General features: G+C 40.0%; 23 protein-coding genes. 15 read left to right on the top strand and 8 right to left on the bottom strand.

Going from position 1 to position 22557, the window contains the following annotated elements; genetic code table 11:
- Positions 1–183 precede the first annotated feature (183 nt).
- Complete coding sequence (locus AHMF7605_RS03395) at positions 184–2892, top strand: GH116 family glycosyl-hydrolase (RefSeq protein WP_106926452.1); 2709 nt, start codon at positions 184–186, stop codon at positions 2890–2892.
- A gap of 194 nt (positions 2893–3086) precedes the next feature.
- Here the strand turns inward: AHMF7605_RS03395 and AHMF7605_RS03390 are convergent, their stop codons facing one another.
- Entirely contained in the window at positions 3087–4589 is a 1503-nt protein-coding gene (locus AHMF7605_RS03390; protein ID WP_106926450.1) for an acyl-CoA dehydrogenase family protein, read from the bottom strand.
- Between the two features lie 609 nt (positions 4590–5198).
- Here AHMF7605_RS03390 and AHMF7605_RS03385 point away from each other — a divergent pair.
- Positions 5199–5381, top strand: coding sequence for a hypothetical protein (locus AHMF7605_RS03385; protein WP_106926448.1), 183 nt, complete (start codon positions 5199–5201; stop codon positions 5379–5381).
- A 578-nt stretch (positions 5382–5959) separates the two neighbouring features.
- Positions 5960–6850, top strand: a complete 891-nt coding sequence (locus AHMF7605_RS03380; protein WP_106926446.1) for a 3-oxoacyl-[acyl-carrier-protein] synthase III C-terminal domain-containing protein — start codon at positions 5960–5962, stop codon at positions 6848–6850.
- A gap of 46 nt (positions 6851–6896) precedes the next feature.
- Here the strand turns inward: AHMF7605_RS03380 and AHMF7605_RS03375 are convergent, their stop codons facing one another.
- Positions 6897–7559: a hypothetical protein gene (locus tag AHMF7605_RS03375; protein WP_106926444.1), complete on the bottom strand. Its 663-nt coding sequence runs from the start codon at positions 7557–7559 to the stop codon at positions 6897–6899.
- A gap of 133 nt (positions 7560–7692) precedes the next feature.
- Entirely contained in the window at positions 7693–8298 is a 606-nt protein-coding gene (locus tag AHMF7605_RS03370; RefSeq protein ID WP_106926442.1) for an START domain-containing protein, read from the bottom strand.
- Between the two features lie 1555 nt (positions 8299–9853).
- Here AHMF7605_RS03370 and AHMF7605_RS03365 point away from each other — a divergent pair.
- The 5 genes from AHMF7605_RS03365 to AHMF7605_RS03345 are packed head-to-tail and all read left to right on the top strand — an operon-like array spanning position 9854 to position 15835.
- The gene (locus AHMF7605_RS03365) at positions 9854–11236 is read left to right on the top strand and encodes a hypothetical protein (protein WP_106926440.1); all 1383 of its coding nucleotides are present in this window, start codon (positions 9854–9856) and stop codon (positions 11234–11236) included.
- A gap of 11 nt (positions 11237–11247) precedes the next feature.
- Complete coding sequence (locus AHMF7605_RS03360; RefSeq protein ID WP_106926438.1) at positions 11248–12312, top strand: hypothetical protein; 1065 nt, start codon at positions 11248–11250, stop codon at positions 12310–12312.
- A 2-nt stretch (positions 12313–12314) separates the two neighbouring features.
- The gene (locus AHMF7605_RS03355; RefSeq protein ID WP_106926436.1) at positions 12315–13856 is read left to right on the top strand and encodes a membrane dipeptidase; all 1542 of its coding nucleotides are present in this window, start codon (positions 12315–12317) and stop codon (positions 13854–13856) included.
- A 13-nt stretch (positions 13857–13869) separates the two neighbouring features.
- Positions 13870–14187: a Bor/Iss family lipoprotein gene (locus AHMF7605_RS03350; protein ID WP_106926434.1), complete on the top strand. Its 318-nt coding sequence runs from the start codon at positions 13870–13872 to the stop codon at positions 14185–14187.
- Between the two features lie 13 nt (positions 14188–14200).
- Complete coding sequence (locus AHMF7605_RS03345; protein ID WP_146153507.1) at positions 14201–15835, top strand: FAD-binding oxidoreductase; 1635 nt, start codon at positions 14201–14203, stop codon at positions 15833–15835.
- Between the two features lie 346 nt (positions 15836–16181).
- On the opposite strand, the gene AHMF7605_RS30095 is transcribed toward AHMF7605_RS03345, so the two are convergent.
- Positions 16182–16313, bottom strand: a complete 132-nt coding sequence (locus tag AHMF7605_RS30095) for a chemotaxis protein CheB (RefSeq protein WP_199200185.1) — start codon at positions 16311–16313, stop codon at positions 16182–16184.
- A gap of 509 nt (positions 16314–16822) precedes the next feature.
- Between AHMF7605_RS30095 and AHMF7605_RS03335 the strand changes: the two genes are divergently transcribed.
- On the top strand, positions 16823–17041 hold the full coding sequence (locus AHMF7605_RS03335; RefSeq protein ID WP_106926430.1) for a hypothetical protein: 219 nt from the start codon (positions 16823–16825) through the stop codon (positions 17039–17041).
- Positions 17042–17095: 54 nt separating this feature from the next.
- A complete protein-coding gene (locus tag AHMF7605_RS03330) occupies positions 17096–17518 on the top strand; it encodes a BLUF domain-containing protein (protein ID WP_106926428.1) in 423 nt (140 codons plus the stop codon).
- A 374-nt stretch (positions 17519–17892) separates the two neighbouring features.
- Here the strand turns inward: AHMF7605_RS03330 and AHMF7605_RS30410 are convergent, their stop codons facing one another.
- The 3 genes from AHMF7605_RS30410 to AHMF7605_RS30400 all read right to left on the bottom strand — a co-directional run bounded on the left by AHMF7605_RS30410 (position 17893) and on the right by AHMF7605_RS30400 (position 19106).
- Positions 17893–17994, bottom strand: a complete 102-nt coding sequence (locus AHMF7605_RS30410) for a hypothetical protein (RefSeq protein WP_394336185.1) — start codon at positions 17992–17994, stop codon at positions 17893–17895.
- 11 nt (positions 17995–18005) lie between these two features.
- Positions 18006–18440 carry an ATP-binding protein gene (locus tag AHMF7605_RS30405; RefSeq protein WP_233218928.1) on the bottom strand — a complete coding sequence of 145 codons (435 nt, stop codon included), beginning with the start codon at positions 18438–18440 and terminating at the stop codon, positions 18006–18008.
- Positions 18441–18593: 153 nt separating this feature from the next.
- Entirely contained in the window at positions 18594–19106 is a 513-nt protein-coding gene (locus AHMF7605_RS30400; protein WP_233218927.1) for a GAF domain-containing protein, read from the bottom strand.
- 474 nt (positions 19107–19580) lie between these two features.
- Here AHMF7605_RS30400 and AHMF7605_RS03320 point away from each other — a divergent pair, with 474 nt between their 5' ends.
- The 3 genes from AHMF7605_RS03320 to AHMF7605_RS29435 all read left to right on the top strand — a co-directional run bounded on the left by AHMF7605_RS03320 (position 19581) and on the right by AHMF7605_RS29435 (position 20460).
- Entirely contained in the window at positions 19581–19961 is a 381-nt protein-coding gene (locus AHMF7605_RS03320; RefSeq protein ID WP_146153506.1) for a PAS domain-containing protein, read from the top strand.
- A gap of 114 nt (positions 19962–20075) precedes the next feature.
- On the top strand, positions 20076–20285 hold the full coding sequence (locus AHMF7605_RS03315) for an ATP-binding protein (protein ID WP_158267446.1): 210 nt from the start codon (positions 20076–20078) through the stop codon (positions 20283–20285).
- On the top strand, positions 20245–20460 hold the full coding sequence (locus AHMF7605_RS29435) for a hypothetical protein (protein ID WP_146153505.1): 216 nt from the start codon (positions 20245–20247) through the stop codon (positions 20458–20460). Before AHMF7605_RS03315 ends, AHMF7605_RS29435 begins: the two co-directional genes overlap by 41 nt.
- Positions 20461–20778: 318 nt before the next feature.
- On the opposite strand, the gene AHMF7605_RS03310 is transcribed toward AHMF7605_RS29435, so the two are convergent.
- Positions 20779–21003, bottom strand: a complete 225-nt coding sequence (locus AHMF7605_RS03310; protein WP_106926422.1) for a hypothetical protein — start codon at positions 21001–21003, stop codon at positions 20779–20781.
- 457 nt (positions 21004–21460) lie between these two features.
- Here AHMF7605_RS03310 and AHMF7605_RS03305 point away from each other — a divergent pair, with 457 nt between their 5' ends.
- Both AHMF7605_RS03305 and AHMF7605_RS03300 read left to right on the top strand, forming a co-directional pair.
- On the top strand, positions 21461–21718 hold the full coding sequence (locus AHMF7605_RS03305) for a hypothetical protein (RefSeq protein WP_158267445.1): 258 nt from the start codon (positions 21461–21463) through the stop codon (positions 21716–21718).
- A gap of 159 nt (positions 21719–21877) precedes the next feature.
- Positions 21878–22279 carry a hypothetical protein gene (locus AHMF7605_RS03300; protein ID WP_146153504.1) on the top strand — a complete coding sequence of 134 codons (402 nt, stop codon included), beginning with the start codon at positions 21878–21880 and terminating at the stop codon, positions 22277–22279.
- The last annotated feature ends 278 nt before the right edge of the window (positions 22280–22557 follow it).

Genomic DNA, 22557 nt, shown 5'->3' with positions numbered 1-22557 from the left:
GTGCCGTTAAAGTATACCACTGAATTTACTTGAGCCTGTTTTAAACCAACTTTTCAGACTTCCATCAACGAGTTTAGCAGAACCGATTAGAACCGGTAAAGCATGAAAATACGACGTTTGTCTACCGTCCGATTATTGCAATTTGCCGGATTGTATTCTTATATTATGCTTTAAAAATAAGGTATGCAGATAAGAAAAATCAACCGGCGGGATTTTCTGAAACAAAGCAGCGTTTTATCGGCTAGTTTTCTAACGTCAGGTTTACCCGTCATTGCCGGTCCTTTTCCTCCCGGCGCCCTAGCCGATGGACAAATACCAGTGGATAAAAAGCTTGATCCCGCCTGGATTAAATCTTTATACCAACGAGGCCAGGTTACTACTTATTTAAAAACTAAAAATGAATTAAATTATATTGGGATGCCGGTGGGTGGTATTACCTGCGGCACCTTGTATTTAGGTGGGGATGGCCGGCTTTGGCTGTGGGATATATTCAACAAAAACCAGGAAGGCATAGAGCCCAAAGAATTGCAGTGGGACATAGGCGTACTGGACAAGAGCAATGTAGTAAAATCGCGGGATGGGGCCTGTTACGTGCAACCGGCCCAAAATATCCGGCCACTAGAACAAGGTTTTGCCCTGCAAATTAAATACGAAAATACTACCGTAATAAAGCAGTTAAAAACGGAAGATTGGCCGGAAATTAAGTTTGAAGCCACTTATCCCTTCGCCACTATTCATTACCTGGATGCCGGGCTACCCGTCTTGGTTCAAGTGGAAGTGTATTCTCCCTTTATTCCTTTAGATGCCGAAAATTCCGGACTACCGGCTGCTATTTACTCTTTTCAAATTATAAACACCTCCCGGAAGCTGGTTGAAGTAACTATTATGGGCTGGCTGGAAAATAAAGCGGGAATTTATTCTGGTGAGCAAACAATTCATCAACGGTATAATACTGCTTACCAGCAACCAGGTTTATCTTGTGTAACGGGAAGTATCCGAGCTAAAGGTTCAGCTTTGGAAGAATTAAAGTTAAAACCGGATTACGGCAGCATGACCATTGCCTCTTTAAACAAGAATACGGGATTCGTAGGCACAGATATAACCTGGCCCCTAGCCGATGCAGTATTTACTCAACCAAGCAATAATACGGAGGCCATTAAAGATATTAAGGAGAAGCTAATAGGTGGAGTGGGTCATAATTTTTCGATGAAGCCCGGTAAAGCTGTACGGGCGGATTATGTCATTTCCTGGTTTTTTCCTAATCTGCAACTAAAGGAAGTGCCGGATAAGAAAAGGTATTATGCCAATAAATTTAATTCTTCCCTGGAAGTAGCCACCTACCTTCAGCAAAATTTTAAAAAGCTTTCGTCCTTAAGTAAGCTGTGGAAGCAAACCTGGTACGAGGAGGCAACGCTGCCGCATTGGTTTTTAGAAAGAACCTTTGCCAATACTTCTACCTTGGCAACCACTACGTGCCATCGATTTGGTTCCGGCCGGTTTTATGCCTGGGAAGGTGTTGGTTGTTGCCCGGGTACCTGCACCCACGTCTGGCAGTATGCCCAGGCGGTAGGCCGTTTGTTCCCTTTGCTGGAAAGAGAAACCCGCGAGCAAATTGATTTAGGTTTGAGCTTGTCGGAAAACGGGGCTATTTGGTTTCGGGGAGAAGCAGATCACCGGCCGGCGGTCGACGGCCAGGCCGGCACCATTCTGCGCATTTACCGCGAGCATCAAATGAGTACGGACTCCTCTTTTTTAAATCAAAACTGGAGCAAAATAAAGCGGGCAATCACTTTTTTACTAACTCTGGATAAGAATAAAGATGGCTTGGAAGATACTCCCTTAGAAAATACGCTGGATGCCGTTTGGGACGGAGAAATAGCCTGGATTGTAGGTTTGTGCCTGGCCGCCGTAAAAGCCGGTCAAGCTATGGCAGAGGAAATGCACGATGCAGATTTTGCGGCAGTTTGCCAGGAATATGTAACCAAGGGGAGCCGAAACATGGAAGATAAACTTTTTAACGGCGAATATTTTATTCATCGCCCAGATCCGGAAAAAGGCCGGGCGCATTTAGGCTCTTATAACACTTCTCACATTGATCAGGTTTACGGCCAAAGCTGGGCCTTTCAGGTGGGATTAGGTAGAATTATAAACCAGCAGAAAACCCTGTCGGCTTTAAAGTCGCTGTGGAAATATAATTACACGCCGGATGTTGGTCCTTATATAAAAGAACATACCGGCGGCCGCCCTTATGCTTTGGCGGGTGAAGGCGGGCTGGTTATGAATACCAATCCCAAGCAAGAAGCCAAGCCGTACGGCGACAACCAGACCTGGCAGTTAGGCTATTTTCACGAATGCATGAGTGGCTTTGAACACCAGGTAGCGGCCCATATGATGGCGGAAGGCATGATAGAAGAAGCTCTAGTGATTACCCGAACCATTCACGACCGGTACCATGCCCGTAAACGAAACCCTTTTAATGAGATAGAATGTAGCGACCATTATGCCCGCGCCATGGCCAGTTACGGTACTTTTATCACGGCCTGCGGCTTTGAGAATCATGGTCCGAAAGGCTATATTGCTTTTGCTCCTAAAATTAACCCCGAACGTTTTAAAGCAGCTTTTACTTCGGCCAATGGCTGGGGAAGTTACTCCCAGCAAATAAACCCGCACCAGCAGGTTCATCAGATCCAGTTAAAATACGGCGACTTGCAAGTAGAAAAGATTAAATTGGAAATACAGGATAAGCAGCCCATTCAAAAAGTAATAGCAAAGCTCGGCAAGCAAATTCTACCGGTGCAGTACACGCAAACGGACAATTCTATTTTAATTCAATTCAATAAACGGCAACCTCTACTTACCAACCAAACTTTAAGCATTACTCTTCGATTTTAATTAAGAATACATTCTTTCTTATTTGATAATATTCTTCTAAAAAAGCAAAAGATTAACTGCTTTTAAAAGTAAAAAGCAGTTAATCTTTTGCCTAAAAGTGGTTGATTTTATAAGTAGAAGAGATAATCAAAAAATGGATTGGCAGCATTTACCTGCATCTACCAGCTTACTTTAACTAATTAGATTTCCATTCTTTATTCGGCAAAGTTCAACCAGGAGCTATCTTCGGATAAATCAGTAATAACTTGAATGCTATTATTTGATTGAAAGGCAGAAACGAGCGCGGCAATTTCTTGTTTGACCGAAATAATACAGTTTTCCACCAAATTTTTCTGAAATCCTTTTTCCTGCAGGTTTAATACATAACCTACGGTAACAATCCGCCCAATTATTTTTCCCAAGTCCACTAGTTTGCGTTGCGGCAGAGAATCGGGAAGAGTAAAACTAAGTTCTTGTTTAAAATACTCGCTGGCCTGAGAAGTTAGGATGAAATCTTTTAGAAAAGCAAAAACCTGCATTTGCTTCTGCTTTTTCATTAAGCGGGTAATCATTTCCGCTATCTGAGCATAAAGCATTTCGTTGGAACCTTCAAAAATCTGAAAAGGCCGGCTATCCACGATTCCGCGCCCACCAATATGCGTTATCCGGTAACCATTCGCTCCGGACAGCTGAACCAGGATTTGAGCAGACTCCTGCATTAAATCGGTAACCACTGCTTTCATACTGTTTGCTTCTAAACCTTCGGCCGCCAGGTTATGATCGATGCCGCTAATTTCACTACTGCGGGCGCACATGGCCGAACAAATGGTAAAAGCCGCTTGTATCCGGGTTAATTGAAACTGCACCTGGTCCAGGGCTAATAAATTAGCCGCTCCCACTACCCTATTTTGACAATGTGCAATGGCTTCTTCCATCATCCGTTGAATAAAGCCCATTCCCATGCCAGGAAATTGCATCCGGCTACGATGCAGAATATCCAGCATCATTTTAATACCAGTAGATTCCGGTTGTAATTTAAAGCTGGCCGGAACTTCTAAATCTAATTTATTTAATCCGTAAGGGATCATGTAGAGCCCTAAATTATCAAAATACTCTTCTACTACTACCCGCTGCTTTTCCTGCGACACATCACAAATTAAAAAATCAATATCCCGGCTAAGCTCTCCTGGGCTACTTTCTTTGCGGCAGGCAATTAACCAGTAATCCGCCATTCCGGTAAGGCCTTGCCAATGCTTGCTGCCCTTAATTTTATACCCATTATCCGTAGGTATATTTACCGTTTTCATATTCAGAGCATCGCTGCCGTAGTTAGGTTCCGTAATCATGAGCCCGCCCATGTTTTGCTCTTTCAAAAAACGGTCAAAGATTTCTTTTTTTACCGAATCCGGCGCGTATTTAGAAACAGGTTCTAAAAAAAGGGCTATGTTAATCCCGAATATTAAGGAAAGCGGGAGCGATTCGTAAGAGGCAGCGGCCAATATGCCTAAACATTCTTTTACCCTACTACCTCGTCCTCCGTACGGCTTGGGAATAGCCACCGATAAAGGTACTTGCGCCATGATTTCGCTCATTATGGCGGGTGGTAAACCTCTCTCTAAGCTGAGCTGATCAATATCTGCTTTAGAATGAAATAAGTGCTGGAGAGTTTCTTCGAAATTTTTCAGGAACTGGGAATACGGTGTGTCTACTAATTGCATATTGTTTTGCTTCAGAATTTACCTTTTTAAAACAGGATTAAAGGTATGGCTAAAATGTCTTGCCTAAGTGCGGTATAAATACTTTCGTCGAATATGCCAGTAGCCTAACGGCAGTGAGAAACCTGAGCCAAAAAGTTTTTACTAAGCAACCAAAAGGCGATAAAATTAGTGACTATTTAATAACCAGACGAACAAAGATAGTATCTATTTTAATAAGGATAAAATAGACGAAGAAGAGAAATATTGGCTTTTATTTTCAGGAAAAAGTCGGTAACAAGTTTTCTCTTACCACAAATTTTATGTTTGATAAAAGTATTTAAACCTACTGATCATCAGAAGATTTACTTGAAATAACTTTTAGAAAAAATTTAAAGAAGTTACTCTTTCAGGTGAAGCACTATTCAGAATAAATAAAATCCTAAATAGATTTAAATGTATTAAATTCAGCAATAATGGAACGGCCTATTTTAAGAGATACGTAAAACAGCTTCGTAATTTTTACCATTTTATTTAGTAGAAAACCAGCTTACCGGGCTCTATAAACGGGTTGGTAATAAAATAATACAGGTAAATGTCCCCATTTGAAATAATTGTAGAGCCGTAACCAAAATGGATAATATACTCCATCAGGCATACTCCTCAGAGAAATTCCGCCAACAGGGACATAAACTTATTGATTATTTAGCCGATTTTCTGGATAATGCCCCTGCCGGGCAAGAAGAAGAAAAAGTTTTTCCTTGGCTGGAGCCTAACCAACAGCTAACCTTTTGCCGGATTTTCAAAAGCCATTAATTTCCCCTGTTAAACCTTTTCCAGGCCTGGGGTAAGCGCAGTTTTGAGTGTACCAAGGCTCTGTAGGTATTGAGTGTGCATATTATTTTCCGGACTTACGACGAAAAGGTGTTCCGGGAAAACATAGAAAGGGTGTACGGAATGGCTGCTATGCAACTAAAATAAAGGCGATATTTGTGGATAATATCCTGGCAGAACTGTAAGTTAAAAACAAAGTAGTTGAAAATCATGCCTGGGAAGCTTAAATTGTTATTACCTAGGCGTATCTATTTTCTTTTTGTATCACGAATGCGGTATAAAATCTTGTTGTATAAAATGCCCATTTGAGATGGTTCTTAGAAGTTTGAAATGAGACTCAGGAAAACGGTCGTTTTTGGAATAAGTTTGGTAAACTATTCTAAAACTAGTCTTTTACGAATTTAAAAAATCAAGACAATACCTCCCTTATACTTTCTCATTTAACTACTTTTACTTAGGATGTTTAGAAATAATAAAGTTTATTTTGTTATAATAATTTAGTAATCAAATAAAGTATGTATGTTACTTAGAAAAGCATACTTAAATAATACTGTATTTTAATGGGTGTAAAATTTTCTAACATGCACAGTTATCATGAGTATGGTGACCTGTCCCCTCATGAACATTACCCAAAACAAGTATTAGCTCTTGCAAAAAAAGTAGTAGCTCCACTTCTCGACCAGGATCTCGGTAAAATCTCACACTTGATAATGGCAACTACTTGTCCAGATAGTATAGCCCCTTCTCTTGGCCAACAATTAACCCAAGTCTTTAATCCTCATTTTACGGATACGCACGTGATAGATATTGTTCAAGGATGTGCCGGCGGTGTTACTGCACTTTTATTAGGAAGTCAACTTGCAACTGTTTGTAATAGCAACGTTCTAGTTGTTATCGCTGATGCAGCTAAAAAAGCTTGTGATAGAGCGAGTAAAAATTATAGCATTTTTGGTAATGGTTCCTTTGCTTGTATATTGACCGGCGGCAATTATGCAACCAATCTGATTCACTATAAATCAAAACAATATAAAGAACTATTAAATGTTGTCCAGGTGAAGCTTGGACACGATGCTGATCTTATATTAGCGAAGGGTTTAGCTGTAAACCAGAATCCAAGAAAATATTTAGGCTTAGAAATGAATAATTCTTTAGCCTTAAAGTTAATTAAAGAGGCAAAGTTTTTTTACGAAGAATTTTTATCTGAAAGTCGTTCTAGACCTGACGTCATGATTTTACATCAAGTAAATACCAAAATAATTAAACATCTTCAAGATATTTTTGAAATAGAAGGAATAAATTTTGTAAACGTATCGGAGTTGACAGGTAACTGTGGTACTGCATCCATAGGCCTTGCTTTAAAGCATTCCGAATCAAATATTGAAGGTAAAAAAGTCTTTATATGTAGTTTTGGTACAGGAGGAGTAATTACAGCGGGTTTATGGCAGTTCTAATCTCTGGAAAAAGGACGTTTTATTTAATACTTTCCTAAAAGTTTTACTAATTTTTTGGTCGTAGTACTTCTTTTTGGACAACTATAGAGTCCCCTTTTGTATCAAATACCGACAAGGTAATTTGAAAAACACTATCGGACTTTAACATAGTTTTGAGTATATCCTCTCTTATCCATTCTTTAGTACGCTTGATAGGCATAGAATCATTATTTTTAACTTTGATATAGTAAAAATAAGGAGGAACTCCGCCACTAATGTGACTCATTATAGTAAAGTTTAAGGGGTCTGTCCGTTCAACTATCGGTTCTGCCACAACAATTTGCGGAGCAGCTATTTCTTTCTCCGCGATAATAGAACCAAAGTAAAAACCTATAATTGAACCAAATATCCCGATCAGTAAAGAAAAAACATCTTTGGCATTTTTAAATCTATCTTCACGTTCTTCCTTCGATCCCTTTCCTACAAGCGCAGCCAGGATTAAAACTACAAAAGAGCCAATGGTTCCAATGGAAAATAGATACGTAATTAGCCCTCTCGCATATTCACCGTTTTTTAATTGACCTAATATATCGCCTTTATTAAATCCAAATAAAGTTGCTCCAATAAGTATAACAACAGAAATTATAAGAAAAACTGCGGTAATAACAATTGGACTAAACCAGGCTGATGTATCTTTTTCGATAGGCTGAAATTCGTTATTAGCCTCCATAGATTATTATAGTTAGATTTAGCCTGCTTTATCAATAAAATACCAATCTATTTGTAATTAGGCTGCGTTTTTAAAAAAAAATTTGATAGTGATTGTTAAACATAGACTCCGTAAATTTTGATAATGGTTTTTACTATTGCAGCATTGTTTTTAATTTCATGAAAGATTTATAAGGACCTCTTGTTACTATAGGGTTATAAATAAAAGCTGGAATTTCCCCTGCCGGATCAACACGAAGAATGTAGGTAACTTTCATCTTTTTATCTGACATTGGAAATATTTCCCAACTAGCAAATAACTTGGAAATTCTTATCAGGTTCTTCTTCTCTGGTAATTTTTCAGGAATACTATTTATTTCCATTACGGCTTGTTGATTTTTAGAACCTTCTGAATACTTTATTTCTAAAACCATATCCCGATCGGTAACCAATGGCAAACTGTATTCGCAGTAGTAAATAAAGGGGCTATTGTTCTGTTTTTCTATAGGATAAGCTTGTTTCACTCCATACACCCAAGTTCTATGATTTTCTACATCTAGAATGGTGTTAATTAATTGTTTTGTAGTTCCGGGTAGATCTGTTACAACTTTTACTTCTTTAAACTTACTACTAAAAGCCAACCGGGTAAAGATCATAATGCCATTTTTGTTTTCTACTAATTTCCAATTTTTTTGTGAATATCCTTTTTGCGGAAGCAATCCTAAAAAGCATAATGATAAAATCTGGAATATTACTTTCATAAATTACTTTTTTAATTGAACAGAGCTCTGCACTTTCATGAGTTATTCCCGGTTCTTATTTTTCAATAACATTAAAGGTTCGGGTAAAATTTGCAATATGAACATGAAAGTTGCCTTGAATTAGATTATAATGCAATACTGATTTTTCAGTATTTTTCAGTCATTGACGGCTTATCCTAGCTGGAAGAAAATGTGATTAGCTATAAAATTATGTATTATGCGATTCTAACATGCAAATAATGACTAATGAAAGATTATTTATATGTCATTATTTGGTATTTAGATTTAATCTAGTGTATGGGCTTCTTATAGATAATACACAGACCTAAAATTAAGCTTACGTAAAATTCGACAAGCTCAATTCTTATATTTGCTCTGGTGTAAGACGATTTTGCCAACCTATTTTAAGGCAAAATACACTTTAAATTTACAATGAAAATATAAGTAGTAGAACAGAATTAAACACAAGTTAACTCCTGGATAAATACCTAGTATAGAGTACTCGGAGAATGTTAAACGCACTCCTTACTTACAACTAAAATCTTCTAAAATTTCTTATCTTAGACAAAAGGCTGCACCCGGCTTTACCAATTATAATTAATTACTCAGATATAAAATTTAGTGTGAAACTATAAGTAGTACGTCTGGTTGAAAGTTTTCCTATATTTTATCGCCACCACCTGGTCGCGTATTTGGAAAAAGCTTCCACGTTGCAGTTAATGAATGGGGGCTGATATAATCTGATGCGAAACGGAAGAAATTAAGTAAATAGATGAATGATAAAAGTAGTGCTGTGGCGCCAGACTCATGGTACTTTGCGAAAGTAAAATTATTTGCAGGAAACCTCTGCCTTATAACACGTATGCTACCTTAACGCAAAATAGCCAAGCCATTGACTCTCCCCTCCTACTCGGCCTAACAAATTCCCGAATAACTTTATACGTCAAATCAAATGTAATAATCTCTGTTCCAGGAAAACGATGCTTAGCTAGATACTTTTTAGTCAGCCTATTTTAAGAGAAAAGCGGGGAAAATTGATTTAAAATACTGAAAAATCAGTATTGACATTAGCTTACGATGGACATACCTTTCGTTAAATATTATTATCTACCTTTTCATTCACCTAAATAGGATGGAAACTAGTTGATCTACTGTATTAGCCGAATACCTATTGATTTGAATAAATTTGTGTTTGAAACATCCATTTACCATAATACTCTATTTTATCCTTTCAAGCAGAACAACTAAAGCAACAATCCCAGTTTTAACTTACCTTATTAAATAAATACTTCCCGGATTCCTGTTCTTTTAAGAAGAATTGTAGAATCTAAAAAAATAAAAAAAGTTAGGGTTACTAAACCTAACTACTTCCTCCTTTTGTCCGGCTATTCGCCAAGGTAGTTTGATATATAGTTATTGTATAACAAAAGACTCCTCAGAATAATAAAACAGCCCCAACACCCTTATCATCCATCCTTCATTTATTTAACAATACGTGGTGATTGAGGCAATAAAGAAAACTTTTAGGATTGGCAATTCCCAACTGCCCTAATTTATGAAAAATTTATTCTTAAAAATTATTCATTTTGGGTTAGTACCCCTGCTCTTTTCTGGCATTTGCGCGAAGGCACAAATACCAGATAGTTTTCCTACTCCTTTAACTCCGGCCAATCGGCCTATAAATATTTATTTGGCAGATTATCCGCTTAATTTTAAAAATGGATATTACTGGCCGAGCTTAAATCAATCCATTAACAATACCGTGGCGGTGCACCAGGTTGTAAATACCACTTTAGGTAACGCCCTGGAGCCTGTTCATCCTTTCTGGGGAAAAGTACTCACTACCGGGTCTATTCTGGCTTTTAATGTCATTTATACCTATCTGCCGGGCGGAACGGCCTGGCAGCACCAGGAAGCCCACCGGGCAGTACTGCGCCTCCGGGGAATATCCAGCTACAACCAGGCCAACGACTTCCGCTTTTTTAAAAAAAGAATTGCCACCAAAAATGTTAGCGACCAGGATCTGATAAATTTTAAAAGAGATTATCCGGCGGAGTTTGTCCGGAATAAAGGCATTGGCCACGAAGCCCAGTTGGAAGTAATTGAACAGCTTAAGAAAGATGCTTTTTTCTACGGCACGCCCAGTTATCGCGATATAATTCCTAACCTGCTAAATACCATTATTACCATCCAGTACGTGAATGAATTCCGGCAAAAGAATTACGACCAAGACATTGACGAGCGTAATAAAAGTGAATTAACTGCGGATGCACGAGATATTTCCGGTGTGGAATTTACTCCCTGGGTCTATGATTTGTTCCGGCCGGAAGAACCTTACCAAAACCGGGGTAATAATGGCGGAGCGCATCCGTATGGCACTGGGGTAGACCGGTATATTGGCAAAGAAGATTTGACCTCAGAAGAATTAAATTATTTAAAAAAACAATCGCGGTTAGTGTGGCTGAACCTGGTTTCGCCGCATAATTTTGGCTTTGCCCGTTTCCGGGCAATCAGCCCTTTTAACAGCCAGCCATTTCATTACAACTTTAGCCTGGTGCACAATTTAGTTTCTTTTGGCCGGGTTATCGATTACAATATTTACCTCCAGCAAAATAAATGGAATGTATTTTTTACCTACCACGATTATAAAAACCGGGAGCGTCATTTCCCGGGGATAGATCTGGAAGTACATCGTTTTCCGATGAAAAAAGTATTCCTGACTGGAGCACTTGGCATGTGGATGCAACCCAAAGACCAATTGTTCCGCTCCGAAGGAGGTACGGCCGGGGGAATTGTAAAACTGGGAATTGCGGCTCCGTTATCGAACCAGTTCGAGTGGTTTTTAGAAGGCGACCGGAAAACAAATGGCTGGTCTTCGGGCAATGTTTCCTTGGAGCCTTTAACTCAAGTGCAATTTGGTTTGAATCTCTTGTACTAAATCTAAGCCCTATGAAAAACAATCATTTTTTTCGGACGCAATTCTTAATCCTGCTGTTCTGCCTGCTGTTATCTTCCTTTCGGAGCAATGCCCAGCTTTTGGCTAATGCCGAATATAATGCGGTTTTCGATAGCAGCGCCAATCCTATTGTAAGCAAGTCAAAACTCAATACTCCTCTACTACCGGAATTATTAAAAACCAAAAGAATAATGAATACGCCTGGGCGAGGAGCATTATTTGGTTTTGCTATTGGCGGTACCGGAGGCATTGTATTAGGATTATCCGGAAAGGAATGGGTGTTAGCCAATGGCAAGGTGGTACCTAGGCCCCTTCACGCGGTAGTAGATCTGTTTATAGTGGCTACCCCTTTAACTATTATGGGGTTAGTCGTAGGCGCCCGACGTGATGTAAGTACGCTGGCTCCCTCCCGGTTTCATGTTGCCCTAGGCGGAGGCTGGGCCAGCGTAATGACATATCAAAGCATTAAAAATGCTTACGCTATTTCGGGTATCCCTAATCATATACCGCATTGGTTTGGTTATTTACACTACCCAAACGGCGAAAACTCCAGCACCCCTTATACCTGGAACATTACCACCGATTATAACCTGGAGCGCAAATTCCAGCTTGGCATATCCTTTAATAATTTTGTAAATCAGGAAATTCGGGGGGGCACCGACCATCACGAACCTGGTCCGGAATACGAAGCAGCGAAAGGAGAAACCTATAGCTTGCTGGCTAATTATATCCTTAATCCCATTACTCCGCAAAATAAAACCCGGCTGGAATTTGCGGCGGGGGCTGGGCCAAGCTTCCACAACTTACTGGTGCGCGGTTCGCTGGGGACGAATAAATATGAAGTACGAAAAAAAACCATTACAACCCACTACCGGGCAACCATTGATTATTATTCCCGCCAAAATCTGTCATTGCAATTAAAAGCTGGCTACCGGCCACGCCAAACAGTGCGGGTACCGGAACAGGAAGAAGGCTCCACCAACCTGATTGCCCACGCGGTTAATTTCCGATCACTTGATATTACCATAGGAGTCCGTTATCACTTAAAACCATTTTAGCTATGCCGCAAGCCGAAGTTTTTGCCGATATTCATTGCCATACGTTGCTGAAGTACATTCAGAATGACGTCGTAGATATATGGGAGCCCATTGGGCGACCTAGGATTTTGGAAAAATTGGTAGGTGCCGTTCGATCTACAGCGGCGGATTTAAAAAACATGGCCCAAGGCGATGTGCAAATTGCCTGTATAGCCTTAACACCGCCGGAGCAAAAGATTTTATCTTTTCAGGGATCTATTTCCGAAAAAATATTAGCTGAGTTTTCTTCTTTTTTAAGTACGCTTCCTTCCGATAAAATTTCCTTTTACCAATCGCCGGCCTACGATCATTTTAATCAGCTAAATAAAGAAGTTAGATTTTATTTGGGTGGCCAGAATATTTCGAAAAAAATTAAACTGGAATCTACGGGCAAAAAAACTAAGTGCCGCTACGTGGTGGCCCGCAATTTCGCCGACATTCAAAATGTTCTGGACGCCAATAAAGATAATAAATCTGAAAGAATTATAGCCCTTGTTTTTACGGTTGAATCGTCGCATGGTTTAGGTACCGGGCATTTAAGCTTTAATGGGGCACCCAATAATTTTAACGTAAGCGAAGAATTGATTTTGAGACGGGTAGATGCCCTTAAAGGCATTAATAGTCCGGAAGTACCGGCTTGGACGCATTCCCCCCTGTGGATGACCATGACACACGCTTTTAACAACGAGGTTTGCGGCCATGCCCAGCCGCTTACGGATTTGTTCCGGAAAATTCTGGATTATGCCGAACCTTTTCCGCCTGAAAAAATTCCCCCCAAGTATCAGGCCGCTTTAAACGGCGGTATTACCCCGTTAGGTAAAAAAATAATAGAAAGATTGCTAAGCATTGATGCCGAATCGTTAGCCAGAGCCGACCGCGGCAAGCGCATTCACATCGATATTAAGCACATGAGCACCCGAAGCCGTCAGGATTATTATACTATCTTAGATACCTACCGGGCGGCAAACCCCACCGATATAATTCCGGTAATTATGAGCCATGCGGCGGTAAATGGTAAGCCCAGTTTAAATGATCAAGGTTTTGCTCCGGCGGATCTGGATAGTGAGTGGGAAAACAGTGACTCTTTTAACCCTTGGAGTATCAATCTGTACGATGAGGAAATAATCCGAATTCATCAATCTAAAGGATTAATTGGCTTAATATTTTTTGAACCTATTTTATCGGGCAAGAAAAAACGAAAAGGTAAAATATTCTGGAACGAAGAAGATTGGGCCGAGTTGTTCGCCGACCAGATGGAGCATATAGTAAAAACCGTGTATAACACCGGAGCCGCGGATAAAAAGGAAATTTGGGACCGCATTTGTATTGGTTCTGATTTCGACGGAACCATCAACCCAACCGACAAATTTGCGGCCTCCGATCAATTCCCGACTTTCAAGAAATTTCTGAAAAGGTTCTTGAATCAAGATAGATTTAATCCTTACCGCGATAGTGCGGAAGTAGATGAATTGGCAGAAAAAATTTGCTACAAAAACGTGGTGGAATTTTTAAGAAGAAATTTCTAAAAACTATACACTTATGGGCCGTCTACTTGCTTCTTTCTTTTTAACGCTAGTAATTCTTTTAAATGCGGGTTGTGCCAGTACCCGGTTAATTGGTGAATACAGTTGCGATAGTGTTCAACGCAGTACGGCTACCAGGGTAAACCTGCTTTGGGGCATTGTTCAGCCCAAAGATATTCCGGCCCAATGCGAATCGAAAAGCATTTGCCAGGTAACAACCCAATCCAACCTAGGATTCATTTTACTATCTACCGTCACTTTAGGCATTGTGGTGCCGCAAAAAGTTGTTTGGTGCTGCTGCCCAAGTGTAGAGAAAATAGAAAAACTTGACTAATACAAATAAAATTATGGAACTTCCTATCGGAATAAAGCCCTTAGAATTACCCGACGACGAATGGACCAATGCACATCAAAATTTTACTCAGAAATTAAAGAAAGATGCCTCTTTTGAATTAACGGTTTCAGATCCCGAGTTCAAACAAAAATACCCTACGTTTAAAGAAAAGTACAACAAAATTACCGAAAATTTTCAGTGGCTGATTAAACATGCTATTGATAACAAAATAAGGCTGCGGGCCATGGGTAGCGGCTGGTCATTAAGTAAAGTGGCCGTTTCGGAAGATGGCATTATTAATACTAAAAAACTTACTTTAAAAGCCGAATTAGCGGCAGTACATCTATCCGATACTTATCTGCAAAATGGTGGGGATCCCACTAACCTGCTGTTTGCCCAATGCGGTAACGAAATCATCCGGATAAACAGTTCACTGGAGAAAGAACAGAATCCAGCTAAATCGTTATGCATGTCAGGAGGTAGTAACGGCCAAACTATAGTAGGCGCCTTTAGTACCGGAACCCACGGGGCAGCATTCCAGACCAGGGGATCCTTGTGCGATTGTGTGGTAGCCATGCATATAATTGTGGGGCCGGACCGCCATATATGGCTGGAGCGGGCTTCTTACCCGGTTACCTCATCTGCTTTTCACGAATGGACAAAGGCCGAAGTGATCCGGAACGATGAATTATTTAACGCCGCCCTGGTGAGCTTTGGTAGCTTCGGGTTTATTCATAGCGTAATAATAAAAGTAGAACCTAAATTTTTACTAGTCCAGCAACTCCAGAAAGTACCGTATAACCTTGCCCTGGAAAACGCTATAAAATTTAATGATTTTTCCGGTTTAATTGCCAAATTAAAGTTACCCGTCGAACAATTATATCATTTTGAATTAGCTATAAACCCCCATAATTTTAAACAAGATGGACAAACCGAAGAAGTTTATTTGCGGTTAATGTACAAGCAGCCTTACCAGCCCAATTACACCCCATTCGACCCGAATCAGAATGGAAAATTCACCTACGGCGATGATGTATTGGGCATTATACAATCCGTGCTGGATAGAATAGAGAAATTACCCGGCAAAATAGAGTTGAAACTCATACCTAAAACGGTGAATGAACTTTTTGAGGTAGCCTATGACCGCCCCGAATCTGCTATTGGTACTATTGGAGAAACCTTCCGAAACACCATATTTCGGGGCCAGTTATTTAGCTCCGGCTTTGCCTTCGACCAGAAAGACATACCAGTTGTTACTCAACTATTTTTAAAAATGAATAAAGAATTGCCTTTTACCGGAGTAATGGCTTTCCGGTTCGTGAAGGGTACGCAAGCTACCCTGGGTTTTTGCAAGTTTGAACATTCCTGTGTCTTAGAATTAGACGGAGCCGATACTGAATTAAATTATCAATTTATCGAGCTATTTGCGCAAAAACTGGAAAGCGAGAATATCCCGTATACCGTACACTGGGGTAAGATTAACCGGTTCCTGAATAAAGAACGGGTGAGAAGAATTTATGGTGATACCGTTATTGAAAGTTGGCTGAGTTGCCGGAGAAGTTTATTAAATGAAAATACCCGGAAAGTTTTTAATAATGAGTTTTTAAAGCATTGTGGATTAGACGAAAACTTGGAAGATATTGTTTAAAAAAAGTAATTGCAGTTTACCATTTCATATAGGATAGCTTTCCAGATTTTAATAAAATTACTATTTCTTCGAAGATCACTCTCCTACCGGATAAGCAATGCATTAAAGATATCGGATGATTCTATTGGCTCCCCTAAAGCTTATCTGGTAGATCCTGCTAGAGAGACTGAAAAAGAGGAAAGGAAAGTAAGTTTGATGGAAACAGCCAGAGCCTAGGTTTCGCTCCAACAGCAAGTGCCGGTCGGGCGGGGCTACATAAATGCGATTCATTCTAATAGGTCATTATCAACAGCATCAGCTGCCGGAATAGTTTTCAGTCGATTAATTATTTGCGGCATAATACCCGCTACATCCGGCGACATGTGCCAGACAATAAAATAGCGGCGTTCAGATTGGCCGGTAACGCGGCCATGAGTTGCCTGATGGCCTCGAAACCACCGGCGGAGGCCCCAATAAGCACAATGTTCCGTTTGTTCATTATCTTCAACTATTCCGTTGTGCGTTTCTTATTTTCCGGTTCCACAAAATTTCTCGTTCTTATCTAACAATAGAGCAGGTAAAACAGCTTACGGGTACTAAAACAAGGAATAAAACGAGTCGGTAAGGAATGTATATTCCCGCCTGCCTCAGAAATAGCTTTAAAAGTAGTACAATTTGAATAACTTAAATTAATTTCCCTAAAACAGTCTTTTAAAAGAAGCTAATTAGGTATTTATACCAGGGGCAAGTCCTTTCCGGAACCTTTCCCGCGACGATTTTAGCGCAACATGCACCTGCTTTTCCGTATTTTACGCAATCTGTTTATAAACTTAAGGTAAATACTTAAAGATCAGCTTATAATACGTAAATTTAAGCTTTTCCAGAACCCTGCTTTCTACCTTCAGGTAAAAGATTTAATAAGATAAGCCGGATTAGGTATTCCCATTAAATTTATAAATTCTCCTGCCTGTATCGTGCGCGGAGGTCTTTACCAGAAAGAGTATTCGCATGTTTTTTAAGTTAAACTTTGAGCAGTACGTTCCGGTGCAACACCTACTTACAGAGGACTATTATGCTTTTCTGGTAACCGATAATAAGGATTTTGATGCGGCTTCCGACACCGATTTATACGTCTGTTATCCGGTACTTTCGGACGGTGAAATTAATACCCAGCTTACCTTTCGTTACCCTAAAAAAGAATTACAAATCATTTATATTCCGCTCTAGCGGCTGGCTATTTATGTATTTTCTTGTTTACCTGTTTGTTTAAACCCACGGCCCATGCATCATATCATGTACATGAGTACCGCCCTGGTACTCGTCCAGGAAGAAGAATTAACCGCCATGTTAACCCAATACCGCCGCAACAATTTACGAGATAATATTACGGGGATGCTCTTATACAGTGGCGAGCATTACGTACAGTTAATTGAAGGAGCCGAAGAAGCCTTAAGAAAATTATTCGCCAAAATCTGCCAAGATTATCATCACACGAATTTGATTAAATTAGCCGATGGTTCCATCTCCCAACGTGTGTTTGAGAACTGGAGTATGGGTTTTAGAAGCGTCGATGAAGCTGCACTCACTGGTTTAAAAGGTTACGTTAATCCGGAAAGCGTTGCTTTACCCCACCCGGAGGAAGAGTCGCCGGTTCAGGTACTCCAACAATTTATTCAGCATAACATGACGGACGGCAGAAAGTAAGGCTAATCAGCTTATCTCCTTAAAAATCTGTTTACCGCAGTCCGGTAAGTACGGTTAAATGCATTCGATACAAGTTCTTTCTCAGGCAAATGGTTCTTTCTTGAAATATTATTCCGGATAGTATTTACTAGATTGCCTCTTGAATGGAAGAAAAACTACCTGAATTCCGCCCCAGCTGTCGCTTTAAACGGGTTAGATCCTTCCAGGATGACCAGAAGAGAGGGAAGTGAGAAGAGATTGATGGATTTTAGGCCTGGGTTTCGGACAATCCTGTTTGGGAAACCTACAGGGTTTCATCCGCCATCGTTAGGGCAGTTGTTTTAACTGATTGGATATAATTGATTTCCATTACTCAGAAGCTTTTGCCAGTCAATTTAAAATGTAATGGTAATGGTAGTTCCTTGATCCAGGGTACTATTTACTTGTATTTGCCCGTTGCCGTACTCCACCATCTTTTTAACAATGTACAAACCCAAGCCGCTACCTTCTACGTGGTTATGGAAGCGTTTAAATAAGGTAAATACTTTATCTTTTGGTCCTCAGAAATACCCAAACCATTATCCGTTACAGATAAATAAATTTTTCCGTTTACTTGCTTTATTGCTACTACTACCACCGGTGTTCTGACCGGGGAGCGGTATTTTAGCGCATTGTTTAACAAATTATACAGAATACTTTTAAAGTATTTTCTGGGATAATGCAGCGAAATGTTCTCTTCCCCCGTTACCTCAATTTTGGCCCGCGATTCTTCTATTAATTGCTGTAAATCCCATTTTACACTTTCTACCAACTCCCGAAGGTGTATTTCCTCTGGTTTTTCTTCGCTCTTACTCGTATCCGCCTCAATAATGGTGGTTAAATCCTGAATGGTGGTATGAAAACTTTTTAAAGAAGACTGCATTAACCTGATAATTTGATTCATCTCTTCCCGGTTAAAATTTTCTGCTTCTACCGAGTACGAGAGCGCCGCTACTAAGCTTTCTATATTGGTGATGGGGGATTTTAAATCGTGGGCAGCCGTATAAACAATGGTGTCGAGGTCATTATTGGCGTTCGTCAGAATAGTATTTTTATTCTATAATTCTACGGTGGCGCAGTAACTTCGTTCCAGTAAATCCTGACTTTGTAAATGATAGGATAAGAGTTCGGCAAACATGGTGAAAGTGTCCACAATTTTCTTGTTGTTCAACTGCGCTGGTTTCGAATCAATGGCGCACAACGTGCCGAAAAAGGTGCCATTTTTTAAAATAATAGGAAAGGAAATGTAACTTTGCAACCCGTATATTTTAGGCGTATGATGGTTATTATACTCTGGGTCTTGCGCCACATTATCAATGATAATTGGTTTCCGGTGATCTCTAATCTCATTGCAGAGCGTAGTTTTAATGGGCAGCTCTCCCCCGGCCTCTAAGCCAAATTGCACTTCGTCCCGCACACTGCAGGCAATCCATTTATCGGGAGTTACCCGGGCCACCGCGGCAAATCCCATTCCGGTTACTTGGCAAATAATTTCCAACATACTCGGAACAAAGGATATTTGCCTTACTGCTTCCAGATCCTGCAATAAGTTGTCGTACGAATAAATCATGTAGAAAATGGTAGATTAGGTTACTAAAAACGACAACTTATAAGCATAGGAAATCTGTTCGATCAGAAACAAAATTTTTAAGAAGTAAAAGCTAGCTTTACCTGCAAGAAAGCTTTACACTTTCATTTTACCTTTGGAAGAACAAAGTTAAAGGTTTTTATAGGGGTTTGCTTATAAGCAGAAATCTTTTATCCGACCTTTATAAATCCTTACAAGTTGCTCTCTAAAGTTATTTTACCTAAACCCACGTAAGTTCCGGCTTATCTCTGGTTTTTCAAAAAATAAATTAATTCTACTGTTTATAGCTCAGCTACAATTTACCGCCCTGAAAACCGGCCGGACGATAACCTTTACTCTTAATCTCCGGAAACAGTAATAATTAGCCCGCCAGGAAGCTTCGGGATATTCTCTACCCCTGTAAATAGCTAAATAGTGGCTGGCAGGGTTATTAGCATTATTTACTATATCACGATTATGGAAAACCTGAATCTGCATTACTTAGAAATAGTAGCTAAAAGTACCAACCAAGTGGTTTTTGCCTACCAACTGGCAGATAATCAATTCACATTGCTGAACCAAGCCTTCGAGAAAGTATGGTCCCGGAACCGGAAGAGCGTTATGAAAAACCCGGCTTCTTTATGGAAAACAATTCATCCGGAGGATAAATCTCACTTAAAGCAAACCTTCCAGGATTTACGGGAGGGCGCCCTGGTTAACGATATCGAATTTCGCATTCAAACTCCTAAACAGCCCGAACGCTGGATTTGTTTACGGCCTATCCTTTTGGATGACGAACAGGTGATTATTGGCCAGGCCGAAGATGTAACGGCTGTCAAAAAATATAATGATTATTAAAAAAAGTACTCCGAAAAAAAGGATACCATTTTAAACATCCTTTCCCACGATTTAGCGGGCCCTTTGGCCATGATTTAAACTTTATCCCAAGCCTTGGAGGAAGATTTAAAATCTTTGGAAAACGAACAGGTACAGCAGTTTATCGCTACCATTGAAAATTGCAGTAAGCAGGGAACCCAATTGATTCAGGAATTTATGCGACAAGAGTTTCTGGAATCTTCTCAAACCCAGGTTATCAAGCGGCGGGTAGAGTTGGTGCAGGTTATTAATAATTTCATTTCCAATGCCATTAAGGTTACGCCCGCTGGGGGGAAATTACCGTGAGGGTGGAAGAAAAAGAAGTAACAATAATCATTCAAATAGCCAACATGGGGATTGGCATTCCGGTAAATACCATGCTACTTTATTCGAGAAATTTAACCAGGCCCGGCGACCTGGTATTAAAGGCGAGCCTTCCGTGGGTCTGGGCATGTCCATTATTAAAACCATTGTAGAATGACGCCAAGGCCATATTTGGTTTGAAAACCAGGAAAATAAAGGCACTACTTTTTACATCTAAATTCCGAAAAGTTAAATCTTTTCTTCTTTTTGGAAGAAAATTAATTTAACCCTTGAATTATCTGGTGCCGTCTATCCAGTACTGGGAGTTTGATTATTCGACTGGGAGTTTGATTATTCGGTAGGCTAAGTCGTTTCCCAGGGGCAAGCCCTGGAGAATAACTGCAACTAAATAGCGCCGATAAAACGCCATTTAGTTACAATTTTTATCTCTTTTCCTTTACTTAAAACCTAACCTTAAAGGTACTAATAATTTCGTTCATCTAAGACTCACCGGCTGCCAGTAAAGCTTTTCCTTGGTAAAATGATACTGGTCCGTATAATTGATTTTTCCGTTAATATCTAAAGCGTAACACAAATAATCCTGGTTTTCATCTGCTTCTTGAAACCGGGAGTGCAAGGCGGTCTCGAACAGGTACACTTTATCGGTATCCCGGTGCCGAACAATACTATACTTACTCAAATCTATATTGGCTAAGCTCATAATCTAAGAAGTAATTACGTTCTATTTATAACTTCTGCTTTTTTCCGGAGGCAGGAGTTTGACGCCTATTCTTTCCTTTCCTCAACAGACTAGTCCTTTTTATTTTAAGTCATGGCGCATTAAATTTGCGTAGAGAAATCATCGCGCGAGTACAAACAGATGGTGTCTTCTTTTTCCGGACGAATTACAAAGAAATTACCTTGTTTTCAAACCAAGCACTTGTTTTGCTCCTGCTGGTGTTAAGTAAAGTTGTTTCTTTCAATTCTAAAATAGATACTTACGTATTTCAACGAATGCCGGCTCGATAACTTAAAGTTTATCGGAGTTATTTTTTCAAAGCTAATGCGTAGAATTACTTAAACTTTTATCAACTATAATTTATGGCATCAGTATAAACAAGTAACCGTAATAAATACGGACACAACAAACAGCACGTACGTAGGAGAGTGGGATGGAAATGGTCAAGACAAAAGAAGCCGTATGGGAGTATTTAATTGAGCCTTCTCCTCTCTTTCTCAAGCAAGTGCTCACCATAGCCGAAACCAAAGCTTATATTTTAGTAATGGATGCCCGCCAAATGAAAAATCGTTCTATTCCCGATTTGGTCATTACTCGTTTCGAAAGCCGGTTTCAGCATTTATGTCAGTATAGTTGCAACTGCCAGGAGTACGATGGTGTCACGTATTTACTGATTTCTAAATTATCTGGTAATTAATTTAACGGTACAAATTACTTTAACAGGTGAAATAGTAGTACCTTGTTTCCGAACCAACCGGATTACTCAACTCCTCTTTCTAATTATGTCCTCCGGCTTGCTTATTGCCAACGAAAATCTTACTTTGTTGTAGTATATTTATCGCTAAAAAACAGCTACTTGAAACGCGAAATTACGAATGCTTTCGGGAAGAATTTTCTCACGATTAGTTATGATGCCCGGCATCAGTGGGTGTATAATGATTGGCAAGGTTACCAAACTTTGGAAAGTGTTATACAGGGAGCCAATGCTTGTTTAGAGGTGATTCAACAAGTTAAATGCCCGCGGCTGTTAAATGATAATCGCCAGGTTTTAGGTCCTTGGGAGCACGCCACCGATTGGATTGCTCAGGATTGGACTCCGCGGGCGATTGCCTTAGGATTAACCCAGTTTGCCCACGTGGTCAGCCCCGAATCCATGGCGCGTTTATCGGCGGAGCAGATGTACGTTAAAATTAATAATTCTTTCCGGATGCAAATTTTTGATGATTACCAGCAAGCCGCCGAATGGTTAGAAAAATAAATTAGGTAATAACTAAGTAGTTGTGGGTTATTCGTTGTTCGTTGTTCGACTAATTAATTTAGGAGAATCCGTAAGTTACCTCAAATGGTAATTTCAACTAATTCTGTTGAAGTACTTAGATTATAATAAGGAAGATGTACCCGGAACGGTTTATCCGTTGAGACTGTTCCCTTCTCAATAAAGCGGTGCGAATGCGGTTTGAGAAGTAACCGGTTTGCCTCGTGGCCGATGGGCCACGTTTGGGTCTTGCAGGCGGGTGGGAACGTGCGCAGCACGCC

The organism is Adhaeribacter arboris (genome assembly GCF_003023845.1).
Classification (GTDB): Bacteria; Bacteroidota; Bacteroidia; order Cytophagales; family Hymenobacteraceae; genus Adhaeribacter; species Adhaeribacter arboris.
This window is presented reverse-complemented; position numbering and strand designations above follow the sequence as displayed.

Coding starts and splice junctions, on each gene's coding strand:
- AHMF7605_RS03395 (WP_106926452.1), top strand. CDS start 184: ATGCAGATAAGAAAAATCAACCGGCGGGATTTTCTGAAACAAAGCAGC.
- AHMF7605_RS03390 (WP_106926450.1), bottom strand. CDS start 4,589: ATGCAATTAGTAGACACACCGTATTCCCAGTTCCTGAAAAATTTCGAA.
- AHMF7605_RS03385 (WP_106926448.1), top strand. CDS start 5,199: ATGGATAATATACTCCATCAGGCATACTCCTCAGAGAAATTCCGCCAA.
- AHMF7605_RS03380 (WP_106926446.1), top strand. CDS start 5,960: ATGGGTGTAAAATTTTCTAACATGCACAGTTATCATGAGTATGGTGAC.
- AHMF7605_RS03375 (WP_106926444.1), bottom strand. CDS start 7,559: ATGGAGGCTAATAACGAATTTCAGCCTATCGAAAAAGATACATCAGCC.
- AHMF7605_RS03370 (WP_106926442.1), bottom strand. CDS start 8,298: ATGAAAGTAATATTCCAGATTTTATCATTATGCTTTTTAGGATTGCTT.
- AHMF7605_RS03365 (WP_106926440.1), top strand. CDS start 9,854: ATGAAAAATTTATTCTTAAAAATTATTCATTTTGGGTTAGTACCCCTG.
- AHMF7605_RS03360 (WP_106926438.1), top strand. CDS start 11,248: ATGAAAAACAATCATTTTTTTCGGACGCAATTCTTAATCCTGCTGTTC.
- AHMF7605_RS03355 (WP_106926436.1), top strand. CDS start 12,315: ATGCCGCAAGCCGAAGTTTTTGCCGATATTCATTGCCATACGTTGCTG.
- AHMF7605_RS03350 (WP_106926434.1), top strand. CDS start 13,870: ATGGGCCGTCTACTTGCTTCTTTCTTTTTAACGCTAGTAATTCTTTTA.
- AHMF7605_RS03345 (WP_146153507.1), top strand. CDS start 14,201: ATGGAACTTCCTATCGGAATAAAGCCCTTAGAATTACCCGACGACGAA.
- AHMF7605_RS30095 (WP_199200185.1), bottom strand. CDS start 16,313: ATGAACAAACGGAACATTGTGCTTATTGGGGCCTCCGCCGGTGGTTTC.
- AHMF7605_RS03335 (WP_106926430.1), top strand. CDS start 16,823: ATGTTTTTTAAGTTAAACTTTGAGCAGTACGTTCCGGTGCAACACCTA.
- AHMF7605_RS03330 (WP_106926428.1), top strand. CDS start 17,096: ATGCATCATATCATGTACATGAGTACCGCCCTGGTACTCGTCCAGGAA.
- AHMF7605_RS30405 (WP_233218928.1), bottom strand. CDS start 18,440: ATGAATCAAATTATCAGGTTAATGCAGTCTTCTTTAAAAAGTTTTCAT.
- AHMF7605_RS30400 (WP_233218927.1), bottom strand. CDS start 19,106: ATGATTTATTCGTACGACAACTTATTGCAGGATCTGGAAGCAGTAAGG.
- AHMF7605_RS03320 (WP_146153506.1), top strand. CDS start 19,581: ATGGAAAACCTGAATCTGCATTACTTAGAAATAGTAGCTAAAAGTACC.
- AHMF7605_RS29435 (WP_146153505.1), top strand. CDS start 20,245: ATGCCATTAAGGTTACGCCCGCTGGGGGGAAATTACCGTGAGGGTGGA.
- AHMF7605_RS03310 (WP_106926422.1), bottom strand. CDS start 21,003: ATGAGCTTAGCCAATATAGATTTGAGTAAGTATAGTATTGTTCGGCAC.
- AHMF7605_RS03305 (WP_158267445.1), top strand. CDS start 21,461: ATGGTCAAGACAAAAGAAGCCGTATGGGAGTATTTAATTGAGCCTTCT.